Below are 25530 nucleotides of genomic sequence, written 5' to 3'. Positions count from 1 at the left end.
ATATACCTAAGTTGAGTGGCAATGTTGACTGCATAAGTGATCTCTTACACGCTAACTAGTCTGACTATATAATGGGCTTTAAAGCCCAGTAACGTGAGTTATTTTTAGTCTTTTCCCTTTACGATCTCTACGCTTTTACTTTTGATAGTGTAATAGCCACTTATAGCGCAAGGGGTGCTTAAAATTTAATCATTTTGATTTTAATGCCTTAGCAAACTCAGGGTTTTACACCCCTTGTTGTAGCTGCATAAAGGCTGTACAATTCGCGCCCTTATTCTTGTTTCAGTCATTGAGAGGCAACATGACCACTGAAAAAATCAATCTACTCGACTTTGATCGCAAAGGCATGCGTCAGTTTTTCGCAGAAGAACTCGGCGAGAAAGCGTTTCGTGCCGATCAGGTTATGAAGTGGATCTACCATTTCGGTGTAGATGACTTCGAAAAAATGACAAACATTAACAAGAAGCTGCGCGAAAAGCTTTTACACAAGTGCGAAATCAAGGCACCAACAGTCGCAGAAGCTCAGCACTCTTCTGATGGTACAATCAAGTGGGCGATGAACGTTGGTGATCAGGATGTGGAGACGGTTTACATTCCAGAAGATGACCGTGCAACGCTTTGTGTGTCTTCTCAAGTAGGTTGTGCGTTGGAATGTAAGTTCTGCTCAACCGCACAGCAAGGCTTTAACCGTAACTTGAAAGTTTCAGAGATCATCGGTCAGGTGTGGCGTGCTGCACGTGAAATTGGTCTTGAGAAAGAAACAGGTCGCCGCCCAATTACTAACGTCGTGATGATGGGGATGGGTGAACCGCTTCTAAACATGAAGAACTTGATCCCGGCATTAGAACTAATGCTGGACGATCTTGGCTTTGGTTTGTCAAAACGTCGTGTGACTGTATCTACATCAGGTGTGGTTTCTGGTCTTGATCAGATGACAGGCAAAATCGATGTCGCGTTGGCAATTTCCCTTCATGCGCCAAACGATAAGCTGCGTAGTGAAATCATGCCAATTAACGATCGTTGGGATATTCAAGATTTCCTAGCATCAGTTCGTCGTTACATCGCTTCATCGAATGCAAACCGCGGTAAGGTAACGGTTGAGTACGTACTTCTTGATCATGTGAATGATGACATGGACCATGCTCGTGAACTGGCTGAGCTGATGAAAGACACACCATGTAAGATTAACTTGATTCCGTTTAACCCGTATCCAGGTTCACCTTACAAGAAACCAAGTAACTCACGTATCGATCGCTTCCAAAAAACATTGATGCAATATGAGCATACAGTAACGGTTCGTAAGACTCGTGGCGATGACATTGATGCAGCGTGTGGTCAGTTAGTCGGTGATGTGATTGACCGAACTAAACGTACTGCAATGTTAAAAGCGTCGCGCGGTGCTGATACCATTGAAGTAAAAGCGGTATAAACGACCGGAACTCAAAAATAGCCAGAGCCATTTGCTCTGGCTATTTTGTTTAGCGATAAGGGCATTTCTGCCAAGATTTATGACGACAACTCTCCAACTCGAGGTTATTTGGGTATAATTTCGAATTCCTTTGTCAAAGTTTGGACAAAAGCTTGAGCTATCTGTTAGTTTGAGTGTAAAGAGTTTTTGTCTTCGTTACACATTCGCTTATCATGATATGTGACATTAACGATGACACCGATAATTCTCAGCATTTTCTCACATACGCTTTGCTGATTTTTGCAAAACGGGTATTCACACTCAAATCGCTGAGAGTTTCTTAAAATTATTATTTTGGTTAACGCGTTTAGGCTAGCTATCTTTTAAAGAGGCTTAAGAACAATAACGAAAATACATAACCACGTTAGCCACTAAAACAGATTAAATACCACCATTATGACAGAACACGAAAATACGAATGAAGTGCCACTTTCTATTGAAGCTGGCACATTACTGAAAAACAAACGCGAATCTCTTGGGATGAGTCAAAAGCAAGTTGCTGATCGCCTGAGGCTTCGCGTTTCTGTTATTGAAGATATTGAAAATAACAGATTTGAGTCTCAACAAGTTGCGACATTTACGCGTGGTTACTTGCGTTCTTACGCGAAGTTCGTAGGCCTTGATGAGAAGATGGTTTTGACTGCGTTAGAGCAGACAGCAGATGTACAGCCACAAGAGCAAGAAATTGAAATGCAGAGCTTCTCTCGCAAAACAAAAGATGAGAAGCACAATAGCCGTATCATGCTCCTGACTTGGGTTATCGGGTTGGTCATTATTGGTATTTCTGCAGCTTGGTGGTGGCAAAACCAGCAAGAGAATAGCCTAACGAAGGAAGTTACGGATTCAAGTGTTGAAGCGCCGAAGCCCACAGCGCAAGAGTTAGCTGATATCGATTTAATGACGGCTGAGGAGTTAATCGCAAGTACTCCTGAAGACGTTGTTTCAACAAGTAATGATGTCGTTGAAACGAGTGAAGTACCAGTCGAGCAGGGTAGCGATCCTCTGCTTGCTGAAACTGAAAATACAACAAGCGTAGATTCTGAAGAACCTGTTGCCGTGATTGAAACTGCGGAAGAGGAACAGCCTGCGCCAGTCGTACCTGAAGGCATGACACTTCTTACTATGAAGTTTAAAGCGGACTGTTGGATTCAAGTAAAAGACACCAATGGTAAAACGCTGGTAAGTGGTACTCATAAACCAGGACAAGATGTAGACCTTACCGGAAAAGCGCCGTTTAAAGTGATATTAGGCGCACCGGAAGGGGTTACAATGACATTTGCAAGTGAACCTGTCGACCTTTCTGGGTATACTTCAGGCAAAGTAGCTAGATTCACTCTACCGTTATAAAAAATTATGCAACACGAATCTCCAATTATTCGTCGTAAATCGACGCGTATTTATGTGGGTGATGTGCCAATTGGTGATGGTGCGCCAATTGCCGTACAGTCAATGACTAACACTCGCACGACTGACGTAGAAGCGACAGTCGCTCAAATCCGAGCACTAGAAAAAGTCGGTGCAGATATCGTTCGAGTTTCTGTACCTACTATGGACGCAGCAGAAGCTTTCAAACTGATTAAACAGCAAGTTTCTGTACCATTAGTGGCTGATATTCATTTCGACTATCGTATCGCGCTGAAAGTGGCGGAGTACGGTGTTGACTGTTTACGCATCAACCCAGGTAACATTGGCAATGAAGAGCGCATTCGCGCTGTTGTTGACTGTGCTCGCGATAAAAACATCCCAATCCGTATTGGTGTCAACGGTGGATCTTTGGAAAAAGATTTACAGATGAAATACGGCGAACCAACGCCAGAAGCTTTAGTTGAATCGGCGATGCGTCACGTAGATCATCTCGATCGTCTTAACTTTGACCAATTTAAAGTTAGCGTGAAAGCTTCAGACGTCTTCCTTGCGGTGGATTCATACCGTCTGCTAGCGAAGAAAATCGATCAGCCTCTTCACTTGGGTATTACAGAAGCGGGTGGTGCTCGTGCTGGTGCTGTTAAGTCATCTGTTGGCTTAGGTATGCTGTTATCTGAAGGGATCGGCGATACGCTGCGTATCTCTTTGGCTGCCGATCCAGTTGAAGAAATCAAAGTCGGTTTCGACATTCTTAAATCTCTGCGCATTCGCTCTCGAGGCATCAACTTTATTGCTTGCCCAAGTTGCTCGCGCCAAGAATTTGATGTAATTGGCACGGTGAACGCACTTGAGCAGCGTTTAGAAGACATCATCACGCCAATGGATGTGTCTATCATCGGTTGTGTGGTAAACGGCCCTGGTGAAGCAGAAGTTTCTCACTTAGGTCTAGCAGGTAGTAACAAGAAGAGCGCATTCTACGAAGATGGTAAACGCCAGAAAGAACGCTTTGATAACGATGACCTTGTGAATCAGCTAGAAGCTAAGATCCGTGCGAAAGCAGCCATGATGAATGGCGAAAACCGCATCGAAGTTAAAGTACAAGATTAATCTCAACGAGAATTACGGTAAGTATTGTGGCAAAAACAATTCAAGCAATTCGAGGCATGAACGATTGCCTCCCAACTCAGTCTCCACTGTGGCAAAAACTAGAAAACACAGTGAAAAATGTAATTAGCGCATACGGTTATAACGAAGTGCGCATGCCAATCGTTGAAGAAACAAACCTATTCAGCCGCGCTGTTGGTGAAGAGACAGACGTCGTTTCAAAAGAAATGTACACCTTTGATGATCGTAACGGAGACAGCCTAACACTTCGCCCTGAAGGTACGGCGGGTTGTGTACGTTCATGTATTCAAAACAGCCTGATCAACCGTGACGAACAGCGTCTGTGGTACATGGGGCCTATGTTCCGCCATGAACGTCCGCAGAAAGGTCGTTACCGTCAATTCCACCAGTGTGGTGTTGAGGTGTTTGGTCTAAATGGTCCAGATGTTGATGCAGAGCTTATCATGATGACGGCGCGTCTATGGCGTGAGCTAGGTATCAATGAACATGTTCGTCTTGAGCTGAACTCTATCGGTTCTCAAGAAGACCGCGCAGACTACCGTACTGCACTGGTTGCGTTCCTTGAGCAACATATTGATGTGCTAGACGAAGATTGTAAGCGTCGCATGCACACGAACCCACTGCGTGTTCTGGATACGAAGAACCCTGACGTTCAAGCTATTTTAGGTGATGCACCTCGCCTTTCAGATTACTTAGGTGAAGAATCTAAAGCACACTTCGCAGGTCTATGTGAACTTTTAGACGCCGCAGGTATCGAATACACAGTTAACGAACGTCTAGTTCGTGGTCTGGATTACTACAACCGCACGGTATTTGAATGGATCACTGAAAGCCTAGGTGCTCAAGGCACCGTTTGTGGCGGTGGACGTTACGATGGTCTTGTAGAGCAATTAGGTGGTAAACCAACACCAGCAGTTGGCTTTGCAATGGGCCTAGAGCGTCTTGTTCTGATGCTAGAAACACTAGAACTAACAGACGTTCGTCGCAGTGTGGATGTTTACGTAGTAACAGCAGGCGAAGGCACCATGATGGCAGGAATGAAGCTAGCAGAGCAGCTTCGTGAGTCTATCCCTGGCGTTCGTGTGATGAATCACTTCGGTGGCGGTAACTTCAAGAAACAGTTTAAACGCGCAGACAAAGTTGGTGCTGTTGTAGCATTAGTTCTGGGTGAAAACGAAGTTGCGGATAATACCGTAGTACTGAAAGACTTGGCTGGTGGTGAGCAAGAGACTTACAACCAAGCAGAAGTTGCAGAAAAGATCGCAGCACTGATTTAAGTCTTTTAGTAATCTAACAAAATTACATCCTAGTTCGTAAGCTAAGGCTCCCAAATGTGGAGCCTTTAAACGAAATAGGAACAATGGCAGCTAAGCTGCCATTTACATGTTTTAAGAGGACAGGAAGTGGAACTTTACGATACTGAAGAACAACAAGTTGAAGCCATTAAAGACTGGTGGAAGGAAAACGGCAAAGCCGTCATCATCGGTGCGGTTGTTGGCTTAGGTGGTCTATTTGGCTGGCGTTACTACCAGGATTCTGTGATTCAGGCGAGTGAAGCAGCTTCTCAAAGCTACACGACAGCAATGAATGCTTTGCAAGATAAAGGTACTGATGCTCAAGCTGACGTGAAAGCTTTCATTGAGTCAAATGAAGTAAAAGAATATTCAGTATTGGCTGCGCTTCAACTTGCTAAAGCGCAAGTTGAAGCTCAAGATCTTTCTGCTGCATTAGAGCAATTGAAGTGGGCGCAAAGCAACACTCAAGATGCTGCGCTGTTACCATTGATTAGTTACCGTATTGCGCGCATTGAAACGGAAATGGGTAACTTTGACGCTGCAACGGCAGAGCTAAGTAACGTCACTGATGCAGCATGGACAGGTCGTATTGCTGAACTTCGTGGCGATATTGCGATTCGAGAAGGTGACAAAGATGCCGCATACGCTGCGTATACTGAAGCTCAGCAAGCGGCAGACGCAAGCCCGACACTACAAATGAAATTGGACGATCTGGCGAAATAAGGACCGCATTGGATGAAAAGAGTCTTTAACAAAGCCTTGTTAGGGGCGTTAACAATGGGAATTCTTGCCGGTTGTGCTGGTGAGAAAGATACTATTGTAATGGCGCCACTACCTCAGGTAGACAGTGAGTTTACAACCAGTAGTGAGTGGAGCACATCGGTTGGCGATGGTGTTGGTCATTACTTTTCAAAGCTATCCCCTGTATTTGCGAATGATACATTGTTCGTGGCAAGTCGCGATGGCTTAGTAAAAGCGCTGGATCCTGAAAACGGTAAACAACGTTGGCAAACGGACCTAGAAGAAGATGTCATTGCTCGTCTCTCTGGTGGTATCACTGCAGCATACGGAAACCTTTACATTGGCTCTGAGAATGGTGAAGTCATCTCTCTTGACCAAGAAACAGGTGAGATTGTTTGGCGTGTAAAAGTTGGTGGTGAGGTACTGGCGAAGCCAGTTGCAGATTCAGGCCTTATTATCATCAATACTAGCCGAGGCATGTTGATTGCACTTAATGAGAGTACAGGTGAGCAACGCTGGGCATTGAGTACAGAAGTGCCGAACCTAACTTTACGTGGTGACAGTACTCCGACTGCAATTGGCGGCGGTGTATTTTGGGGAACGGCAAATGGCCGACTCGCAGCTGCTATCGTTGAGCGTGGTCAGCTGATTTGGCAACAGCCTGTTGGTACGCCAAAAGGCGCGACAGAAATTGATCGTTTGGTTGATGTTGATTCATCGCCAATTGTGCTAGGCGGTACTCTTTTCACCATTGGATACAATGGTCAACTTATCGCCATTGATTTGCGTTCAGCGAACCCGATTTGGAAGCGTAATTACTCATCTGCAACAGACATTTCTACAGATGGTAGCCGCATCTTTGTGATAACGGAAAAAGATCATGTTGTTGCCGTTGATTCACGAAGTGGGACTGAGTTGTGGGAAAACAGCTTGCTTGAGCACCGACAACTTACAGCGCCAGTTATTGTCGGCAATTATCTCGTTGTCGGTGACACGCTTGGTTACCTTCACTGGATGGATCGTTCAACGGGCGAATTTGTTGCGCAGCAGTTTATCGATGATAGCGGCTTGGCCGTTGGCCCGACGTTATTGTCGGATGGTTATGTGATTACAACTCGCAACGGCGATGTAAAGAAACTAACCATTAACGAATAATATCGTGATATAATTCACATTCGGCTCCTGGCTGGTGACAGCTAGGAGCCGTTTTGTTGTTTGAATTTATTAACCCTGACGTGGTTATAGGTAAAAAGCTGGTTTGATTTGGCATCGAGCAAGTCGTTACCTATAACTACAGAAGAAAGATTATTGTAGAGGTTGTTATGGTACCTGTTGTAGCTCTAGTAGGGCGTCCGAACGTAGGTAAATCTACACTATTTAACCGATTGACTCGCACTCGTGACGCGTTGGTTGCGGACTTTCCAGGCCTAACGCGAGACCGTAAGTATGGCCAGGCGAGACTTGGTGAAGAGCACGAATTCATTGTGATTGATACCGGCGGTATTGATGGCACAGAAGAAGGCGTGGAAACAAAGATGGCAGAACAGTCATTAGCCGCGATTGATGAGGCTGATGTTGTATTGTTCCTTGTTGACGGTCGTGCTGGTCTGACACCTTCAGATGCAGCAATTGCTGCGCATCTGCGTAAAATTGAAAAGCCAGCGATGCTGGTGGTAAACAAAATCGATGGTATTGATGCCGATGCGGCGTGTGCTGATTTTTGGCAGCTCGGCGTGGATGATATGTATCAGATTGCCGCCGCTCATGGCCGTGGTGTGACCGCTTTGCTTGAGCGTGCTTTATCTCCATTCTTTGATGATCTATTAACAAGTGAATCTGAAGAAGGTGAGATTGAAGACCTGACTGGATTCGAAGACGAAGAGCCTCTTGTTGAAGATTACACTGAAGAAGACGCAGAAGCTGAATTCAAGCGCCTTCAAGAGCAGCCGATTAAGTTGGCGATCATCGGTCGTCCTAACGTAGGTAAATCGACACTGACTAACCGTATTCTGGGTGAAGAACGTGTAGTTGTATACGATATGCCTGGTACAACGCGTGATTCTATCTACATCCCGATGGAACGTGATGGACGCGAATACGTACTAATTGATACCGCAGGTGTTCGCCGTCGTGGTCGTATCAATGAAACGGTTGAAAAGTTCTCTGTTGTTAAGACGCTGAAAGCGGTAGAAGATGCAAACGTCGTTCTACTGGTGATTGATGCACGTGAAAATATTTCAGACCAAGACCTAAGCTTGCTTGGTTTTGCACTGAATGCTGGCCGCTCAATTGTCATCGCCGTTAACAAGTGGGATGGCCTAGACAGTGACGTGAAAGAAAGCGTGAAGAAAGAACTGGACCGCCGTCTAGGATTCGTCGATTTCGCGCGTATCCACTTTATCTCTGCGCTGCACGGTACTGGCGTTGGTCACTTGTTTGAATCTATCCAAGAAGCATATAACTCGGCGACAACGCGTGTGGGTACGTCAGTACTGACGCGTATCATGAAGATGGCAGTGGATGATCACCAGCCGCCAATGGTTCGTGGTCGTCGTATCAAACTCAAATACGCACACGCAGGTGGTTACAACCCACCGATCGTTGTTATCCACGGTAACATGGTTCGTGAATTGCCAGATTCGTATAAACGTTATCTGATGAACTACTTCCGTAAGTCTCTGGAAATTATGGGAACACCGATTCGCATTAACTTCCACAACAGTGATAACCCATACGAGAACCGTACGAATAAGCTTACGCTATCACAAGAGCGTAAACGCAAACGTATGATGTCGATGGTGAAAAACCGCAATAAATAATGAAATTCGAATACCCAAGTTTCTACTTGGGTATTTTTTTATCAAAAGTAATCGTAAAAATGACTATCACAGCAACAAAGACTCGTTTTTGTCATCAAACATGGCAATTAGAAGCACAAATACAGCTCGTTCAATCTACGGAAGAAGTGACTTACGTTATTACAGATGTCACGCCGTTCCATCCCGTTAGTCACATATGGCCGGATCACCCTGCAGACAAAGGAACGTTGAAGGTGAATGGGGCTGAGCATGACGTAGTAGATTGCCAAGTTGGAGCAGTGGAGCAGGAGAGTGGTGCTTTGTATGTGGGTAGTGACATCCCTGTAAAGCGTGATGCTGAAGGTTGGGTGTTTGTCGTCGTGCATGTTTTATCACGTACGGAATCACTTGCAATTAATGACTTGGTAATATTAGCGGTAGATAAAGACTATCAAAATGCTTTGAGCCGAGGCCACACTGCAGGACACTTAGCGTATTTGGCGTTGAATAAAGTACTAGCGGAAGACTATTGGCGAAAAGACGCAGACCGCAAAGACCCGCATGGTTATTATGACTTTAATAGCTATGCGCAAGTTACGAGTTATGTCACTCCAGACAAGTGCCTCGATACGTACCGTTTAGGCAAAACACTCCGTAAAAGAGGATTAAACAGTGCAGATATGCTGAATGACCTCCAGGCGATTGCAGAAAAAGTGAATGGCCAACTGGTTGAATGGCTTCAAAGAGATGCGATGATCACCATGGAATGCCACGGCGATAGATTAACTGACTCTCGCTATTGGAAATGCGATTTAGGGGAAGGTCAATTAGCGGTAATCCCTTGTGGTGGAACGCATGCGAGCCATTTAAATGAGTTTGCTTTTATCCAAGTTAAACTCGTTGAGCTCGACGCTCAAACTATCGAAATGCACACCAATGTAAACGCGGCTTTCTGAATGAGATCTTTTTATTAAATTCTAATTTTTTGTTTAATTAAATTAACTTAAGGATTTTTATTCTGTATTAAATTGGAATGCAGAATATGTAACTTATGCTTTCGGTGTGTGGTTATATAAATATTCTTTTAAGGGGTGATCGCTGATCAAGGAGTAAATATCAGACGATCAGTATAAGATCCTACGTATCAAGTATGATTAGCGCCTCGTGAAACTTGTTAGGGCGGTGATGAAGATCAACATACTTGTTCGTTATTTTGAGTAGCATGCGTTACTCGAAATTGCTTAGTTTAGAGAGAGGAACGGGATATGCAGCAGAACATTTGCCCGACTTGCAATGTCGAACTGGAATGGACAGGACAATACCATTGTGCACAGTGTGAATCGGATTTTAAAAAAGTAGGTTTTTGCCCTGATTGTGAGGCGGAGCTGGAGAAGCTGCAAGCATGCGGTGCTGCGAGTTACTTTTGTAATGTGTGTAATGAACTCAAATCAAAATCACGTGTCCGATTTGAGTTCCAGAAAGTCACTTAACCAGAGTTTGTATTCAGTTAACGGTAGAAAGAACGTCGCCTTCGGCTAATCGAGTAATCAATACATCTCCCGATTTTACATCTGAAGATTGAGTAATCACTTTACCTTGCTCAGTTTGAGTAATTGAGTAACCTCGTTTCAATGTCGCTAGCGGGCTGACGGTGTCTAACTTCTCTGCAGCAATCGCGAGTTGATGGCGCATAGTCAGTAACTTGCGATCCATTGCATCCATGAGCTTTTGCTCAACACGTTCTAGCTTCGACTTCTGCTCGGCAAGGCGTGTTACAGGAGAATTTAATTGCAGCCGATAATGTTGACGCTCGATTCGCTGTTGACGCAAGGCAATAAAACGACTCATCGCTCGCTGTAAGCGCATGTCCAACTCATCTAACTGTTGCGTCTGACGTTGCAAGCGATAGCTTGGGTGCTGTCTCTCTAGACGGTGCACTAATTGAGCAGATTGCTGCTTTTGTTGTGCTAGGTAGTAACGCATCGCGCTCGCTAACTTATGCTGGCGAGTAACTAAAGCTTGATCTTTGTGGCTGTTATCACGGCTTACTAGCTCAGCGGCTGCTGATGGAGTAGGCGCGCGTACGTCGGCGACAAAATCAGCTATTGTCACGTCAACTTCATGTCCAACGGCGCTAATAATAGGAATTTGGCTTGCTGCAATCGTGCGAGCTAATATCTCGTTGTTAAAGCACCATAAGTCTTCTAATGAACCACCACCTCGGCCCACAATTAGCACATCACATTCATCACGGCTGTTAGCGCGACCAATGGCTTGTGCGATTTGAATGGCTGCGTCTTCACCTTGTACCACTGTCGGATAAATCACAACGGGTAGGGAAGGATCACGACGTTTCAATACGTCTAAGATATCGTAAAGCGCGGCACCAGTTTTCGAGGTGATAACACCAACACGTTTTGGGTGTTCAGGCAAAGGTTGCTTATTGGTTTGAGCGAACAACCCTTCTGCGGCAAGCTTCATTTTCAGCTCTTCAAACTCTTGCTGAAGACGGCCATCACCTTCCGGCTGCATGCTTTCGATGATCAATTGGTAGTCACCGCGAGGCTCATAAAGAGAAAGACGAGCTTTTACTAGGACTTGATTACCGTTAGCGGGCTTGAAAGTAACGCGGCGATTGTTACCACGAAACATGGCACATTTAACTTGAGCGCGAGAGTCTTTAAGAGTGAGGTACCAGTGACCAGAGACAGGAGCTGAAAAGTTGGATATCTCTCCAACGAGCCAAACGATCCCCATTTCGTTTTCAAGGAGTAAACGAACTTCTGCGTTGAGACGAGAAACAGTAAAGATGTTTTGATTGGTCTTGGAGAGCACAGCTAATCTCTTAGACGTGAGTATGGAAATTAGCGGCAATATAATACATAGCAAGGGGGTAATTGCAAGAAAAAAATTAAAAAATTTGTGGTCAAGCGATTGCGTTAACCGTATAATCCCTCCGCAATATCTAATCCAAATGTAGCTTGTTGCTAACACAGGTTACCCTCATTATGCGAAACGATGAGATTGGATTGTTCTTTTTACTCCTCTAATTGTGAGATATTGCAAATGCTAAGAATTGCCAAAGAAGCGCTGACATTCGATGACGTACTACTTGTGCCAGCACACTCCACCGTTCTCCCAAACACAGCTGATCTTCGCACTCAGCTAACTAAGAACATCACCCTAAACATCCCAATGATTTCAGCGTCTATGGACACTGTTACTGAAGCTCGTCTAGCGATCGCGCTAGCGCAAGAGGGTGGCATTGGCTTTATCCACAAGAACATGTCTATTGAGCAGCAGGCAGCCGAAGTTCGTAAAGTTAAGAAGTTCGAAGCTGGTATGGTGACTGACGCGGTTACAGTAAACCCTGACGCGACCATCGCTGATGTTGTTGCACTCACTGAAAAGCATGGTTTTGCAGGTTTCCCTGTGGTCACTGAGAGCAATGAGCTTGTTGGTATTATCACTGGTCGTGACGTTCGTTTTGTGACGGACCTTTCTAAGAAAGTATCTTCAGTAATGACGCCAAAAGAGAAGTTGGCAGCAGTTAAAGAAGGTGCAACACGAGAAGAAGTGCAAGAGAAAATGCACGAAGCTCGCGTAGAGAAAGTATTGGTTGTGAATGATGAGTTCCAACTAACCGGTATGATTACTGCGAAAGACTTCCACAAAGCAGAACGTAAACCAAACGCATGTAAAGATGAGCGTGGTCGCCTGCGTGTTGGCGCAGCAGTTGGTGCTGGTGCTGGTAACGAAGAGCGAGTTGCTGCACTAGTTGAAGCTGGCGTTGACGTTCTACTTATCGACTCTTCACACGGTCATTCTGAAGGTGTTCTAAGCCGCATTCGTGAAACACGTGCAGCTTACCCAGATCTAGACATCATCGGTGGTAACGTAGCAACTGGTGCTGGTGCTAAAGCACTAATCGAAGCTGGCGTAAGCGCAGTGAAAGTTGGTATCGGCCCTGGTTCTATCTGTACAACTCGTATTGTAACGGGTGTGGGGGTTCCACAAATCACTGCAATCGCAGATGCTGCAGAAGTGGCTAATGATTATGGTATTCCGGTTATCGCTGACGGTGGTATCCGTTTCTCTGGTGATATCTGTAAAGCAATCGTAGCGGGCGCATCATGTGTGATGGTTGGTTCTATGTTTGCAGGTACTGAAGAAGCGCCGGGTGAAGTGATTCTATACAACGGCCGTTCTTACAAGTCTTACCGTGGCATGGGTTCTCTTGGTGCAATGTCTCAAGGTTCTTCTGACCGTTACTTCCAGTCTGACAACGCAGCGGATAAGCTAGTACCAGAAGGTATCGAAGGTCGTATCGCATACAAAGGCCGCCTAAAAGAGATCGTACACCAACAAATGGGTGGTCTACGTTCAAGCATGGGTCTAACTGGTTCTGCAACTATCGAAGATATGCGTACGAAAGCTGAATTTGTACGTATCTCTGGTGCAGGTATGCAAGAGTCTCATGTACACGATGTTCAAATTACTAAGGAAGCGCCGAACTACCGTCTAGGGAACTAATTATCCAACGGAAACGTTTGCTTTTTCCTTGAAGCATTAAGAAGAGGCGAGTACACTCGCCTCGGTTTTAATCACTTAGCCTTAAAAAGACTGCTCAAAATGACTAAAAATATCCATGACCAACGTATTCTGATCTTGGACTTCGGTTCTCAGTACACTCAATTAGTAGCACGCCGCGTACGTGAAATCGGCGTTTACTGTGAACTATGGAGCTGGGATGTAGAAGAAGCGGATATTCGCGAATTCAACCCAGATGGCATTATCCTATCTGGCGGTCCAGAAAGCGTAACGGAAGAGAACTCTCCACGCGCGCCTAAATATGTGTTTGATTCTGGTGTTCCTTTGCTTGGCGTATGTTACGGCATGCAAACCATGGCGGAACAGCTAGGAGGCAAAGTAGCGGGCTCTAACGAACGTGAGTTTGGCTACGCTCAGGTTAAAGTTTCTGGTGAATGTGCTTTATTTAAAGATCTTGAAGCAACTCAAGACGTTTGGATGAGCCACGGCGACAAAGTAGTAGAAATTCCAGCCGATTTCGTAAAAGTTGGTGAGACAGACACTTGTCCTTATGCTGCGATGGCGAACGAAGAGAAGAAATACTACGGCGTTCAGTTCCACCCAGAAGTGACACACACAAAAGGTGGCCTACAAATGCTTGAGAACTTTGTTCTTGGCGTATGTGGCTGTGAGCGTCTATGGACATCGGAATCTATCATCGAAGACGCGGTTGCTCGCATTAAAGAGCAAGTGGGTGACGACGAAGTTATCCTAGGCTTATCTGGTGGTGTGGATTCATCTGTTGTTGCGATGCTGGTGCACCGCGCAATTGGCGACAAGCTAACGTGTGTATTTGTCGATAACGGTCTACTTCGTTTAAACGAAGGCCAACAAGTGATGGATATGTTTGGCGATAAGTTCGGCCTAAACATCATCAAAGTTGATGCAGAAGATCGTTTCCTTGAAGCACTGAAAGGCAAGTCTGACCCAGAAGAGAAGCGTAAGACTATCGGTCACGTATTCGTAGATGTATTCGATGAAGAGTCTAAGAAGCTGAAAAACGCGAAATGGCTAGCTCAAGGTACGATTTACCCTGATGTAATCGAGTCAGCTGCATCTAAGACTGGTAAAGCGCACGTGATCAAATCGCACCACAACGTGGGCGGTCTTCCAGATGACATGGAAATGGGTCTTGTTGAGCCACTACGTGAGCTGTTCAAAGATGAAGTTCGTAAGATTGGTCTAGAATTAGGCCTGCCTTACAACATGCTTTACCGCCACCCATTCCCGGGTCCTGGTCTAGGTGTTCGTGTTCTTGGTGAAATCAAGAAAGAGTACTGTGACTTGCTACGCCGTGCTGATGCTATCTTTATTGAAGAGCTTCACGCTGCTGATCTATACAACAAAGTATCTCAAGCGTTCACGGTATTCCTACCAGTTCGCTCTGTAGGTGTAATGGGCGATGGCCGTAAATACGACTGGGTTGTATCACTGCGTGCAGTAGAAACCATCGACTTTATGACGGCACACTGGGCGCATCTACCATACGACTTCCTAGGTAAGGTATCTAACCGTATTATCAACGAAGTTGATGGCATTTCTCGTGTTGTTTACGACATTTCAGGTAAGCCACCAGCGACTATCGAGTGGGAATAATTTTCCTCTAGACAGTTGAGTTTATAAAAACCAGCCTTCGGGCTGGTTTTTTTGTACTTCAAGTTTGTGAAGAGGTGGCTCAACTTTTTTGTGAGAGATATATACATGCGGTTAAATTAAATATATATTCATTTTAATTGTTTAATTATCATAAATGGTATTGCTATGGAACAGGCTGACGTTACCTCTCTCATTCCCATTCTTATTACTCTTTTCCTCGCGCTGACCACAAGAAATGTCGTTGTTGGTTTATTCGCCGGTGTGGTGAATGGTGTCGCTATGCTCGAAGGGACATTTGTCGAAAAAGGGCCACTAGACTCGTTTAGTGCATTGATGAAAAGCTATCTACTGCCGCAATTAACTGACAGCTACAATGCGGGTGTCATTTTGCTCTTGGTCTTTATTGGTGGCTTTGTTGCCTTGATGGAGAAATCTGGCGGTGGTGTGGCGTTTGCTAAAAAGGTCACTCAATGGGTGGCGAGTAAGTGCCAAGCTCAACTGTCCGCATGGTTCGGTGGTGTTGTTATTTTCTTCTCAGACCTTGGTACACCACTGATTGTTGGCCCTGTTTTTCGCCCTTTATTTGATAAGTTAAAAGTATCACGCCAAAAATTAGCTTTTATTATCGATTCGACTTCCTCTCCGGTGGCAATCTTGATCCCTTTTATCGGATGGGGTGTTTACATCATGGGGTTGATTCAAAAAGAGTTTACTGCCCTGAATGTCAGTATGAGTGATTGGGATGCTTTCATTGGTGCGATCCCGTATCAGTTTTACGCCTTTCTTGCGATCGCGATTGTGCCGATTGTCTCTTTCTTCAAATTAGATTTCGGACCGATGGCGAACGCTGAACAACTAGCAGAGCAGGGCTCCGACTTTGGGAAAGTGCAGGAGTCCATGAATGTGTTTACGCATAAAAATGCAAAATCTAGTTTTGTATGGGCACCTTTGCTCGTTATGCTGGTGGTTCTATGTACCATTCTGGTGCCACACGGTTTTCCATTTCAAAAAGTAGCAGGCTCAACGTTCAGGGCTGCACTTTCTTCGGCATATTTCTTCGCAGCTTTTACTTTGATTGCGCTGATGGCGTTTTATGGCGTAAGAAAACTCTCTGATGGCATTCAGGTTTACCTAAAAGGGATGTCGAACATGATGTCTGTAGCCGTGATTTTGGTATTGGCTTGGGCACTTAGCTCGGTTGGGAAAGAATTAGGTGCAGCTGCATACATTGCTGAACAAGCTCAAGCCGGTTTCCCGTACTGGTTATTGCCAGCAGTTGCCTTTTTGCTTGCTGGTGTTATCTCATTCGCTACGGGATCATCTTGGGGGACGTTCGCCATCATGATGCCATTAGTGATCCCAACTGCCGTTGCGATTGATGCACCACTGTTGGTTTGTATTGGTGCAGTGTTATCTGGTGGCCTGTTTGGCGATCACTGCTCGCCAATCTCTGAAACTACGATTTTGTCGTCAACAGGGGCGGGGTGTGAACAGTATGAGCACTTCCGTACACAATTGCCTTACGCATTACTCAATGGAATGATCGCATTAGGGTGTTTTCTTTTAGCTGGAATCAACGCCTCACCAGTGATTGTGCTTGCCGCAATTATTTCTCAGTGTGTGGTTTATTTTGTGCTGTCTAAACAAAAGTCAACCGCGAAGCTAGAGGTGGTTTCGGCAGAACAATAAAGAGAGAAACATCACAAAGCGGAGGCTCATTGGGCCTCCGCTTTTCTTTTGAGTCAAGGTAACATTTTTCTTGTGACAAAATGTGTGCGAGGACTTATTTATTCATTTTGTCTCGCAGAATCAACGCACTTAGCTCGGCGTTTTGTATATATGATCCACTATATGTCTAGTTATTCCTTGTATATTGTATTGTTGAAACCCGGAGACTAGACATGTTTGCACTCAAACATCTTCCTCTTGCATTGAGTTGTGTCCTAGCTGCACAAGCGAATGCGAGTATGAATATCCAGCCCGACCCGCAGAATCCAAACGGTTATGTCATTGCTCGTGGTGACGTTCAAGCCGTAGAGCAAAGCAAAACCTCTGACCCTATGTATGCCATTTGGTCACAAGCATTAGAGACGCGCCCGAACTCAGTGGTGGAGGCGATTGTTCCTGGAGCGGCAACCAATCCAGAAAACGTGAAGCGTGTAGAGCGTGTGTTCCCTGAAAGTGAGTGGGACTTCCTGACTCAAATGGCGGCACCTGAATACACTTACACGCGTTTCCTACGTGCAATTGGTAAGTTCCCTGCATTCTGTGGTGAGTACACGGATGGGCGCGATTCGGATGCGATTTGTAAAAAATCGATCGTGACAGCCTTTGCTCACTTTGCGCAGGAAACTGGTGGTCATATTTCGATTGATAACGTATCGGATAACCCTCTTGGATTGGAAGAGTGGCAGCAAGCTTTGGTTCATGTGCGTGAAATGGGCTGGTCAGAAGGTCAAGAAGGTTACACGACAGGTTGTGGTCAGAATGACTGGCAAAACAAGCGTTGGCCATGTGAACCAGGACAAGGTTACTTTGGACGTGGTGCTAAACAGCTTTCTTACCATTTTAACTATGGCGCGTTCTCTGAAGTGATGTTTGATGGTGATGCATCTGTATTGCTAAAAAATCCAGGCTTGGTTGCGGATTCATGGTTGAACTTAGCATCGGCTATCTGGTTCTTCCTAACTCCACAAGCACCGAAACCTGCAATGCTACATGTGATTGACCGTACTTGGGTGCCTTCACAGCGTGAGCTTGATGCTGGTATTGGTTACGGCTTTGGTACCACCATCAACGTGATCAATGGTGGTATTGAGTGTGGTGAGCAAAACAAGGATAAAGGTCAACCTGTTAACCGTATTCGTTATTGGGAAGGTCTTGCCGCCCATTATCAAATTCCAATTGAAGCTGATGAAACAAACACTTGTTGGCAGCAGACGCCTTACGGCAGTCTGAACCTAAATGGTGCGACAGACGTGCTTTACACCAACTGGGATGGTAACTGGAAATACTACTCAGATCGCCCTGGAGGCCATTCGTTTGAATGTGAGTTGGTTGGTTTCCAAACGGCTTACTCTGCGCTAGTTGCGGGTGATTACGAGAAGTGCGTAACTAACTTCTACCAATCTCATGCGGGGTGGCCAGAAGTTCGTGTGGTTGAAAAACTAGACCCTGTTGATCCGGTCGATCCACCTGTAGGTGGCGTGGCGGCTTGGGATGCAGGCAAGGTGTACAACACTGGTGATCAAGTCTCTTACCAAGGTGCGGTTTATGAAGCGAAATGGTGGTCACAAGGTAATGAACCCACGCAAGGCGACCCGTGGAAGCTGGTCTCAGGCACTCCGACAGAGCCGCCAACAACGGAACCTGAACCGCCGGTGACTGAGCCAGAGCCGCCCGTCACAGAACCTGAGCCACCAGTAACCGAGCCAGAACCACCAGTGACAGGTAATTTTATTCAGTGGGAGCCGGGCGTAACGCAAGTCGCTAACGGCGATAAAGTGACGTACCAAAACAAATGTTTTGTTGCAAAAAACGGCCCTGGAGTGTGGGAAAGCCCAACGCAAAGTAACTGGTTCTGGGACGAGATCTCTTGCCTGTAGTTGATTGAAAAGTAGTCTAACCATCTATAAAGACTCTGCTTTTTAGCGGGGTCTTTTTTTATTTGAGCGGTTGCTTATTTATGGAATCTAAGTTTTCAATAACAGTTTTTCTCTTTTGTTCTGGGGCCCATTAAAATTCGCGCGCATTTTTTATCAACATTTTTGAAAAAAGGTATTTGTACATGTCGACAAAACTGGCTAACCCAGCACCGCTAGGTCTAATGGGTTTCGGTATGACCACTATTCTGCTCAATATTCATAATGCAGGATTTTTCCCAATTGACTCTATGATTCTAGCGATGGGCATCTTTTACGGTGGCCTTAGCCAAGTAATCGTTGGCATCATGTGCTTTAAACGCGGTGACACGTTCGGCACAACTGCGTTTACTTCTTACGGTCTATTTTGGCTAACACTAGTAGGCTTGATCGTAATGCCTCACATGGGTCTTCCTGCAAGCCCAGCAAGCTTTATGGGTTGGTACCTAGCGCTTTGGGGCATCTTCACTGGTTTCATGTTCATTGGTTCTCTATGCTACCCAACAGCGAAGCAAGTGGTATTTGGTTCTCTAACTATCCTGTTCTTCTTGCTTGCTGCTCGTGATTTCACTGGTAGCGAAGTGATCGGTGCTATCGCTGGCTTCGAAGGTATCTTCTGTGGCGCAAGTGCAATTTACTTCGCAATGGCGCAAGTACTAAACAACGAGTTTGGTCGTGAAGTTCTACCTGTAGGTAAAGCAAAAATCGCTCGTAAAGTAGAAGCTGTCGCTGCTTAATCCTTTACACATAATGCAGAAAAGGGGATTAACCAATGGTTAATCCCCTTTTTTATGCCCTTAAACGGACCACTGCTTTTTCTTGTTTATGCGTTAAGGCTATGTTGATGGTTGTTCAACAGTTTCTGTCGTACTGTTGTCTGCCGTTGGCGCCTTACCCGTTTTACGCTTGTACTTATCTTCCCAGTAATCTGCGCCTTTAATGCCTAGCGCTACAGGGTTGAATGTAAAGTCGGTCACACCACGTTTTTGTTGTTCTTCGTAATCGTTCAATGCTTTGAGAGCAGGTTTCGACATAAAGAAGATGATCAAAATACCGACGATGTTAAGCCATGCCATTAGACCTACACCTACATCACCCATCGCCCAGGCTAAGTTGGCGGTTTTCACGGTTCCGTAGAACACTGATGAAATAATGATGACTTTCAGAATAAACATCAGCCCATTTACTTTGAATGTACGACGAATGTAAGCAATGTTCGTTTCTGCAATGTAGTAGTAAGCTAGAATGGTCGTAAACGCAAAGAAGAAAAGTGCGATTGCGATGAATGGTTTACCCACGCCAGGTAGTGCACTTTCGATCGCCATTTGCGTAAATACAGGACCATTCGCACCAATATCAGCCGGTAGGTTTTGAATTAGGAACGTACCTTCAACTGCACCATTTACGTTGTACGCGCCAGTGATAAGAATCATAAACGCGGTTGCTGAACACACAAGTAGTGTATCGATGTAAATAGAGAAAGATTGAACAAGACCTTGCTGAGCTGGGTGATCAACACTCGCTGCAGCTGCTGCGTGAGGACCAGTACCTTGACCTGCTTCATTGGAGTAAACGCCACGTTTTACACCCCAACCGATTGCCGCACCAACACCTGCCATTGGTGTGAACGCGTCACCAATGATCATGCCGAAAATGCGTGGAACCTCACCAATGTTTAGAAGGATGATGACAAATGCAGTGATGATGTAAGCCAGCGCCATAAATGGCACAACGATTTGGGTAAAGTTCGCAATACGTTTTACGCCACCGAAGATGATGAAGGCCAGAATGACACAGACAACCGTACCAGTGAAAATTTTAGCAAAACTGAAGGTACCAATAGCGGTTTCAATCATGTCACCTGAGCCAAATGCTGCTTCTACTGCGTTACCGATGCTGTTCGATTGAACGCCAGGAAGTAGAACACCACATGCAAAGATGGTCGCGATAGCGAAGATCCAAGCGTACCATTTTTGTCCCATTGCTTTTTCAATGTAGTAAGCAGGACCACCACGGAATTCACCTTCGTCTTCTTCTTTATAGATTTGCGCAAGTGTCGACTCTGCGTATGCGGTTGCCGCGCCAAAAAAGGCAACGACCCACATCCAGAATACGGCGCCTGGGCCACCGAAACCGATAGCGGCAGCAACACCAGCAATGTTACCTGTACCTACACGGCCAGATAGTGAAACGGCAAGTGCCTGAAATGACGATATCCCTTTTGTTGAACTCTTCCCTGAAAGTAATAAACGCCACATCTCAAAGAAGTGACGAATTTGTACAAAACGCGTCATGATTGAATAGAACAAACCTGCGCCAAGGCACAGATAGATCAGTACCGGGCTCCAAATAATTCCATTCAGAAAATCAACTAATGACTGCATGAGTATTTTCCCTGTTAGTTGTGTTTGTGGTTGTTTTTCACACAATACATTACCCTTTATGTAATGCAAATGTTAACTTTTTTGGCTATAAATCCTTTGTAGCGTGATGGTGAACACAGAATGGAGAGTGATTGTTAAAATTTAGTTCTTGTTGCTTATTTACTCCTTTGAGGTAGAAGATTTGTCTGATGATTAAATATGCAGCACATTGTCATTAAAATGTGCTGCATATTTGATGAGTTAAAAATGCCAAATATTATGCATTTTGTGGAGTAAAGGCCTGTTTGTTTTTTATGCAGATATGTCCTTATGCATAACGGCAAAGGTTAAGCTCTGTGTCATCCATCACTTTCGCTTTTTCACCAGCCATAATGCTCGCTAGTAATTGACCAGAACCACAAGCCATAGTCCAACCCAGAGTGCCGTGTCCGGTGTTAGTAAAAAGGTTATCGTATTTAGTTGCGCCGATAATCGGAGTGCCATCAGGCGTCATTGGTCTAAAGCCACTCCAAAACTCGGCTTGGCTAAAGTCGCCGCAGCGAGGGAAAAGATCACGGATGACCATTTCGATGGTATTTTTTCGTTTTTGCGGAAGGGAGGCATCAAACCCTGCTAATTCTGCGGTGCCCGCTACGCGAATTCTGTCATCAAACCGAGTCATGGCGACTTTATAGGTTTCATCCATCACAGTAGAGCGAGGAGAGAAGTGCTCATCTTCCATTGGGATGGTGAGCGAATAGCCTTTTACTGGATAGACAGGAATCTCAATGTCGAGTTGCTTGAGTAGCGCTGTAGAATAGCTGCCAGAGGCAACTACATATTGGTCCGCTTTAAACTGTCCTCGGTTCGTTTGGACACCTATGATCTTTTTGCCTACTGTAACCCAATTGCTTACTTCGGTGTCGAACTCGAACCTGACGCCATGGGCCTTAGCGAGCTCAGTTAGTTGTTGGCAAAACTGATAGCAATCGCCTGTTTCGTCATCTGGCAGGTGCAAGCCACCAACCAGTTTATCTTTCACAAGATCCAGTCCAGGTTCTTGTTCAATGCAGCGTTCTACGTCCATCAACTCAAACCGAGTCCCGCTTTGCTCTAGAAGCTGCATATCCTTTTCAATGGCTTGCAGCTGTTGAGGCGTTCGAAATACTTGCAAGGTGCCGAACTGGCGACCTTGATATTCAATGGCATGTTCTTGACGTAATTGTTCCAGACACATACGACTGTGGTTAGCGATAGAAAGCATGCGAGCTTTGTTGACTTGGTAGCGAGACAGGGTGCAGTTGGCCACCATCTTACTTGCCCAACTGATCATATCGGCATTGAGGGTCGGTTTGATTTTGAGTGGAGCATGCTCTTCCATTAACCACTTTATGGCTTTAACAGGAACACCTGGCGCAGCCCAAGGCGAAGAATAGCCATACGAGATCTGCCCAGCATTGGCGAAACTTGTTTCCATTGCACTGCTTGGTTGACGGTCAATAACGGTAACTTGATAGCCTGCTTGAGATAAATACCAAGCAGAGGTTAAGCCGATGACGCCGCTGCCTAATACGATGACTTCCATTGATGTACTCCACACATTTATCTGAGTGGTTAGTTTCTTTTCTTTACCTTTTGTTAACAATCGATATAAATTACATACAGCGTTTAGAAAAACTATAGGCTCAAGGATGAGAAGTAATTTAATAAGTGGCTTGTGTCTGTTTAGCCAAGTCGCGGAACACAGCAGCTTTACTGGCGCGGCTAGGTTTTTGCACCTCACTACGGGAGCCGTGAGCCAACAAGTTATTCATTTGGAAGCGTTATTAGGTTTTACTTTATTTGAACGCCATTCCCGCGGTATTCGTTTAACCGCTAAAGGCACTCAGTTACACCAAGCGACGCAGTTTCACTTTTCCGAGCTGAGCAAACTGCTTGATGAGCTCAAAGTAGAAAAGCACACCAATGAGATTCGCTTAAAATTAACGCCTTCTTTTGCTTTTAAATGGTTAGTCCCAAAGCTGGAAAGTTTTCATCACGAGAACCCGGATATCCAAGTGCAAATCTTCGCGGAAGGGGCGTTAGTGAATAGTGAGATAAAAGATTATGACGTCGCGATAGACTATGGTCTTCATCCTTACCGAGATGCTAACGCGGAGTTGATTTTGGATGAGCAACTGCTGCCCGTAATGAGTCCGAAATACCTTGAGGATCATGGCTGGCTAAAAGCGCCTTTTGATGAACAAGAATCCTTAATGTCAGTGAAGAAATGGCAGGAGGCGACGCTACTACACGATGCGATGCCATGGGAAAAAGCGACGCGTGACTATGAGTGGTTATATTGGGCGTCAGCAATGGGATTAGACTTTAAAACCGATGTTGGACACTTTTTCAATAGAACGGATATGGCGATGTCTGCGGCGGAAGCAGGAGTTGGGATTGCGATGGCACGAATGGCACTGATTGAGGATGAATTGACGACAGAGCGTTTAGTTTCTCCCTTTCAGCCGGTTCCAGCCAATGCAGGGTACTACTTGATCATGAACACACGAAGCCAGTCCACAAACAAGTTTCGTACTTGGTTATTACAGCAAGTGGAGAGTAAATAGATATAGCGCTTGGTGAGTCAGATAGAAAACACCGCCTCGATAACGGCGGTGTTTTATTTTGGATTACTGTCGTTGATAAACCGATTCGCCTCGGCTGATGGTTTCTTCCACGTTTAGGTCTTTTAGCGCCTTAGGTTCAATCTTCATCGGGTTGTTATCGAGGATGATTAAATCCGCATTCTTACCCACCTCGATAGAACCTTTATACGACTCCTCAAAGTGTTGGTAAGCCGGCCAAATGGTCATAGCTTGCAGCGCGGTGTACGTGTCAACGCGCTGATCTGGCCCCTGTACTTTATCGGTTCTGGTGGTGCGATTGACGGTCGCATCCAATACTCGGAATGAACTGGGCAGCGCCACAGGTGCGTCATGGTGTGTACTGAATTTTAACCCTGCCTTTCTCACCGCTTGAGTTGGTGAAATGAAATCGGCACGAGGATGGCCGAGTACCGAGTCCACATGCCAGTCACCCCAATAAAAAGTATGCATTGGGAATAGAGAAGGAAAGATGCCTTGCGCAGCTAAGCGATCCACTTGGTCTTGGCGCATGGTTTGGCCGTGAATGAGTATAGGTCGGCGGTCTTGTTTTCCCAGCTTTTCATTTGCTTTGGTCACTGCATTAATAAATTGTTCGATCGCAGCGTCACCATTGGCATGCGTCAGCACTTGCCATTCATTTTTAAAGGCCGTTTCTACGTAATCGTAAGCTTGTTGATTTTCGAAAGTTGGGTAGCCGGCGTAGTCTTTATCTTGTCCATGTGGTGGGTGGAAGTAAGGCTGACTTAGCCATGCCGTTTTACCTTGTGGAGAGCCATCAAAGTTTAGCTTTACGCCACCGATGCGGAAATGGTTGGTGTACTCTGGCATGTTGTATTCCGAGTCCATAAAATCGCTGCTCGATACCATATCGGCGTACGCAACCAAGTCGATCATCAACTTGTCGTTTTTCGACGCGCGTTTCATCGCTTCATAACCTTCTGATGTTGCTCGTCCTTCTTGAGCCGTGGTATAGCCATATTTCGCGTACATACCTTGCGAGGCTTCTAACATGCGATCTTGAAGTTCTGAATCAATCAACTTATTGAGGTTGAACAGCATTGCAAAGTGCGCGTTTTCTTCTAGGACCCCATTTGGTTCTTGGCTGTTTTCCATTCGGCGGATAATGCCACCTTTTGGATCTTCCGATTCTGATGTGATGCCTGCTAGCTCTAACGCTTTACTGTTTGCGACACTCAAATGCCCCGAAGTATGGATGATTAATACAGGCTTATCTGTGCTGACTTTATCGAGATCCGCTTTGGTAGGGTAGTAATCCAGTTGGGCGTCGTCGTAACCAAAACCTAAAATCCATCCGGTTTTCTCAATGAATAGGCGTTGCGTATTATTGTTCTCGGCATTTTTCAGAGTTTCTATGATTTTCGCAACGGTATCGGCTTCGCCATCAGGAGATGGCAGCACGTTTGCGACCATGGCTTGCAGACCAACACCATACACATGACTGTGCGGATCAACAAAGCCAGGCAACATAGTTTTGCCTTTTAAGTCGACCAACTGTGTTTTACCGAACTTGTGTTCCATCGCTCCATCTTTGCTGCCGACATAAATGATTTTCTCGCCTAATGTCGCGACGGCTTCGGCGTACTCTGGTTTATCGCCTGCCATGGTTAGGATGTCGCCACCATAATAAATTTTGTCTGCGGCGGTTACTTTGAGTGGCTCGGCGACGGCTTCTACTTCTTTCGCTTCTTCAGAAAAACACCCCGTTAAAGCAAGCCCAGATAGGGCAATGGGGATCCAGTTTTTGTTCATCGGTCATCTCCATACAGAGTAAGTTTTTTGCCTATTGCTCCCATCTCAATGAGTTTGAGAACTCAATAGGTCAAATTCACTTTAGTTCATATTGAAGGAGGATTATCAACAAGATTAAAGACTTTCAATC

At 45.4% G+C, this 25530-nt stretch carries 19 protein-coding genes; 15 read left to right on the top strand and 4 right to left on the bottom strand.

Going from position 1 to position 25530, the window contains the following annotated elements; translation table 11 throughout:
- The first annotated feature begins 301 nt into the window (after window positions 1-301).
- The 9 genes from FKN16_RS16535 to FKN16_RS16495 all read left to right on the top strand — a co-directional run bounded on the left by FKN16_RS16535 (window position 302) and on the right by FKN16_RS16495 (window position 10282).
- Window positions 302-1429 (top strand): bifunctional tRNA (adenosine(37)-C2)-methyltransferase TrmG/ribosomal RNA large subunit methyltransferase RlmN, encoded by a 1128-nt coding sequence (locus FKN16_RS16535; protein WP_005391540.1) that lies wholly within the window; start codon window positions 302-304, stop codon window positions 1427-1429.
- Between the two features lie 435 nt (window positions 1430-1864).
- Window positions 1865-2815 carry a cytoskeleton protein RodZ gene (gene rodZ, locus FKN16_RS16530; protein WP_170903113.1) on the top strand — a complete coding sequence of 317 codons (951 nt, stop codon included), beginning with the start codon at window positions 1865-1867 and terminating at the stop codon, window positions 2813-2815.
- 6 nt (window positions 2816-2821) lie between these two features.
- Entirely contained in the window at window positions 2822-3940 is a 1119-nt protein-coding gene (gene ispG / locus FKN16_RS16525) for a flavodoxin-dependent (E)-4-hydroxy-3-methylbut-2-enyl-diphosphate synthase (RefSeq protein WP_005391537.1), read from the top strand.
- A 26-nt stretch (window positions 3941-3966) separates the two neighbouring features.
- A complete protein-coding gene (gene hisS, locus FKN16_RS16520; protein ID WP_046874336.1) occupies window positions 3967-5235 on the top strand; it encodes a histidine--tRNA ligase in 1269 nt (422 codons plus the stop codon).
- 126 nt (window positions 5236-5361) lie between these two features.
- Window positions 5362-5976, top strand: a complete 615-nt coding sequence (locus FKN16_RS16515) for a YfgM family protein (RefSeq protein WP_170903112.1) — start codon at window positions 5362-5364, stop codon at window positions 5974-5976.
- A 12-nt stretch (window positions 5977-5988) separates the two neighbouring features.
- Window positions 5989-7149, top strand: a complete 1161-nt coding sequence (gene bamB, locus FKN16_RS16510) for an outer membrane protein assembly factor BamB (RefSeq protein ID WP_005391528.1) — start codon at window positions 5989-5991, stop codon at window positions 7147-7149.
- A gap of 167 nt (window positions 7150-7316) precedes the next feature.
- Window positions 7317-8813 (top strand): ribosome biogenesis GTPase Der, encoded by a 1497-nt coding sequence (gene der, locus FKN16_RS16505; RefSeq protein WP_005391527.1) that lies wholly within the window; start codon window positions 7317-7319, stop codon window positions 8811-8813.
- Window positions 8814-8872: 59 nt separating this feature from the next.
- Window positions 8873-9748, top strand: a complete 876-nt coding sequence (locus FKN16_RS16500) for an alanyl-tRNA editing protein (protein WP_170903111.1) — start codon at window positions 8873-8875, stop codon at window positions 9746-9748.
- A gap of 309 nt (window positions 9749-10057) precedes the next feature.
- Window positions 10058-10282 carry a zinc ribbon domain-containing protein gene (locus tag FKN16_RS16495; RefSeq protein WP_047010185.1) on the top strand — a complete coding sequence of 75 codons (225 nt, stop codon included), beginning with the start codon at window positions 10058-10060 and terminating at the stop codon, window positions 10280-10282.
- A 13-nt stretch (window positions 10283-10295) separates the two neighbouring features.
- Here the strand turns inward: FKN16_RS16495 and xseA are convergent, their stop codons facing one another.
- On the bottom strand, window positions 10296-11627 hold the full coding sequence (gene xseA, locus FKN16_RS16490) for an exodeoxyribonuclease VII large subunit (RefSeq protein WP_170903110.1): 1332 nt from the start codon (window positions 11625-11627) through the stop codon (window positions 10296-10298).
- 231 nt (window positions 11628-11858) lie between these two features.
- Here xseA and guaB point away from each other — a divergent pair, with 231 nt between their 5' ends.
- The 5 genes from guaB (at window position 11859) to FKN16_RS16465 (ending at window position 19356) form a co-directional block, all read left to right on the top strand.
- Entirely contained in the window at window positions 11859-13325 is a 1467-nt protein-coding gene (gene guaB / locus FKN16_RS16485) for an IMP dehydrogenase (protein WP_005391524.1), read from the top strand.
- 99 nt (window positions 13326-13424) lie between these two features.
- The gene (gene guaA, locus FKN16_RS16480) at window positions 13425-14978 is read left to right on the top strand and encodes a glutamine-hydrolyzing GMP synthase (RefSeq protein ID WP_170903109.1); all 1554 of its coding nucleotides are present in this window, start codon (window positions 13425-13427) and stop codon (window positions 14976-14978) included.
- 165 nt (window positions 14979-15143) lie between these two features.
- The gene (locus FKN16_RS16475; RefSeq protein ID WP_170903108.1) at window positions 15144-16667 is read left to right on the top strand and encodes a Na+/H+ antiporter NhaC family protein; all 1524 of its coding nucleotides are present in this window, start codon (window positions 15144-15146) and stop codon (window positions 16665-16667) included.
- Window positions 16668-16879: 212 nt separating this feature from the next.
- Complete coding sequence (locus tag FKN16_RS16470) at window positions 16880-18583, top strand: chitinase (RefSeq protein ID WP_170903107.1); 1704 nt, start codon at window positions 16880-16882, stop codon at window positions 18581-18583.
- A gap of 182 nt (window positions 18584-18765) precedes the next feature.
- Window positions 18766-19356: a GPR1/FUN34/YaaH family transporter gene (locus FKN16_RS16465; protein ID WP_005391518.1), complete on the top strand. Its 591-nt coding sequence runs from the start codon at window positions 18766-18768 to the stop codon at window positions 19354-19356.
- Between the two features lie 99 nt (window positions 19357-19455).
- Here FKN16_RS16465 and FKN16_RS16460 read toward each other — a convergent pair whose 3' ends face one another.
- Window positions 19456-21003 (bottom strand): alanine/glycine:cation symporter family protein, encoded by a 1548-nt coding sequence (locus tag FKN16_RS16460; RefSeq protein ID WP_012842106.1) that lies wholly within the window; start codon window positions 21001-21003, stop codon window positions 19456-19458.
- 307 nt (window positions 21004-21310) lie between these two features.
- A complete protein-coding gene (locus FKN16_RS16455; RefSeq protein ID WP_170903106.1) occupies window positions 21311-22567 on the bottom strand; it encodes a D-amino acid dehydrogenase in 1257 nt (418 codons plus the stop codon).
- A gap of 106 nt (window positions 22568-22673) precedes the next feature.
- Here FKN16_RS16455 and FKN16_RS16450 point away from each other — a divergent pair, with 106 nt between their 5' ends.
- A complete protein-coding gene (locus tag FKN16_RS16450) occupies window positions 22674-23591 on the top strand; it encodes a LysR substrate-binding domain-containing protein (protein ID WP_170903105.1) in 918 nt (305 codons plus the stop codon).
- Between the two features lie 63 nt (window positions 23592-23654).
- On the opposite strand, the gene FKN16_RS16445 is transcribed toward FKN16_RS16450, so the two are convergent.
- Window positions 23655-25400, bottom strand: a complete 1746-nt coding sequence (locus FKN16_RS16445; RefSeq protein ID WP_170903104.1) for an amidohydrolase — start codon at window positions 25398-25400, stop codon at window positions 23655-23657.
- Window positions 25401-25530: the final 130 nt, after the last annotated feature.

This window comes from Vibrio sp. 11-4(1), from assembly GCF_013048625.1.
Taxonomy (GTDB): Bacteria; Pseudomonadota; Gammaproteobacteria; order Enterobacterales; family Vibrionaceae; genus Vibrio; species Vibrio diabolicus.
Note: the sequence above shows the minus strand (reverse complement) of the source record. Positions and strands in the feature narration are given on the sequence as shown.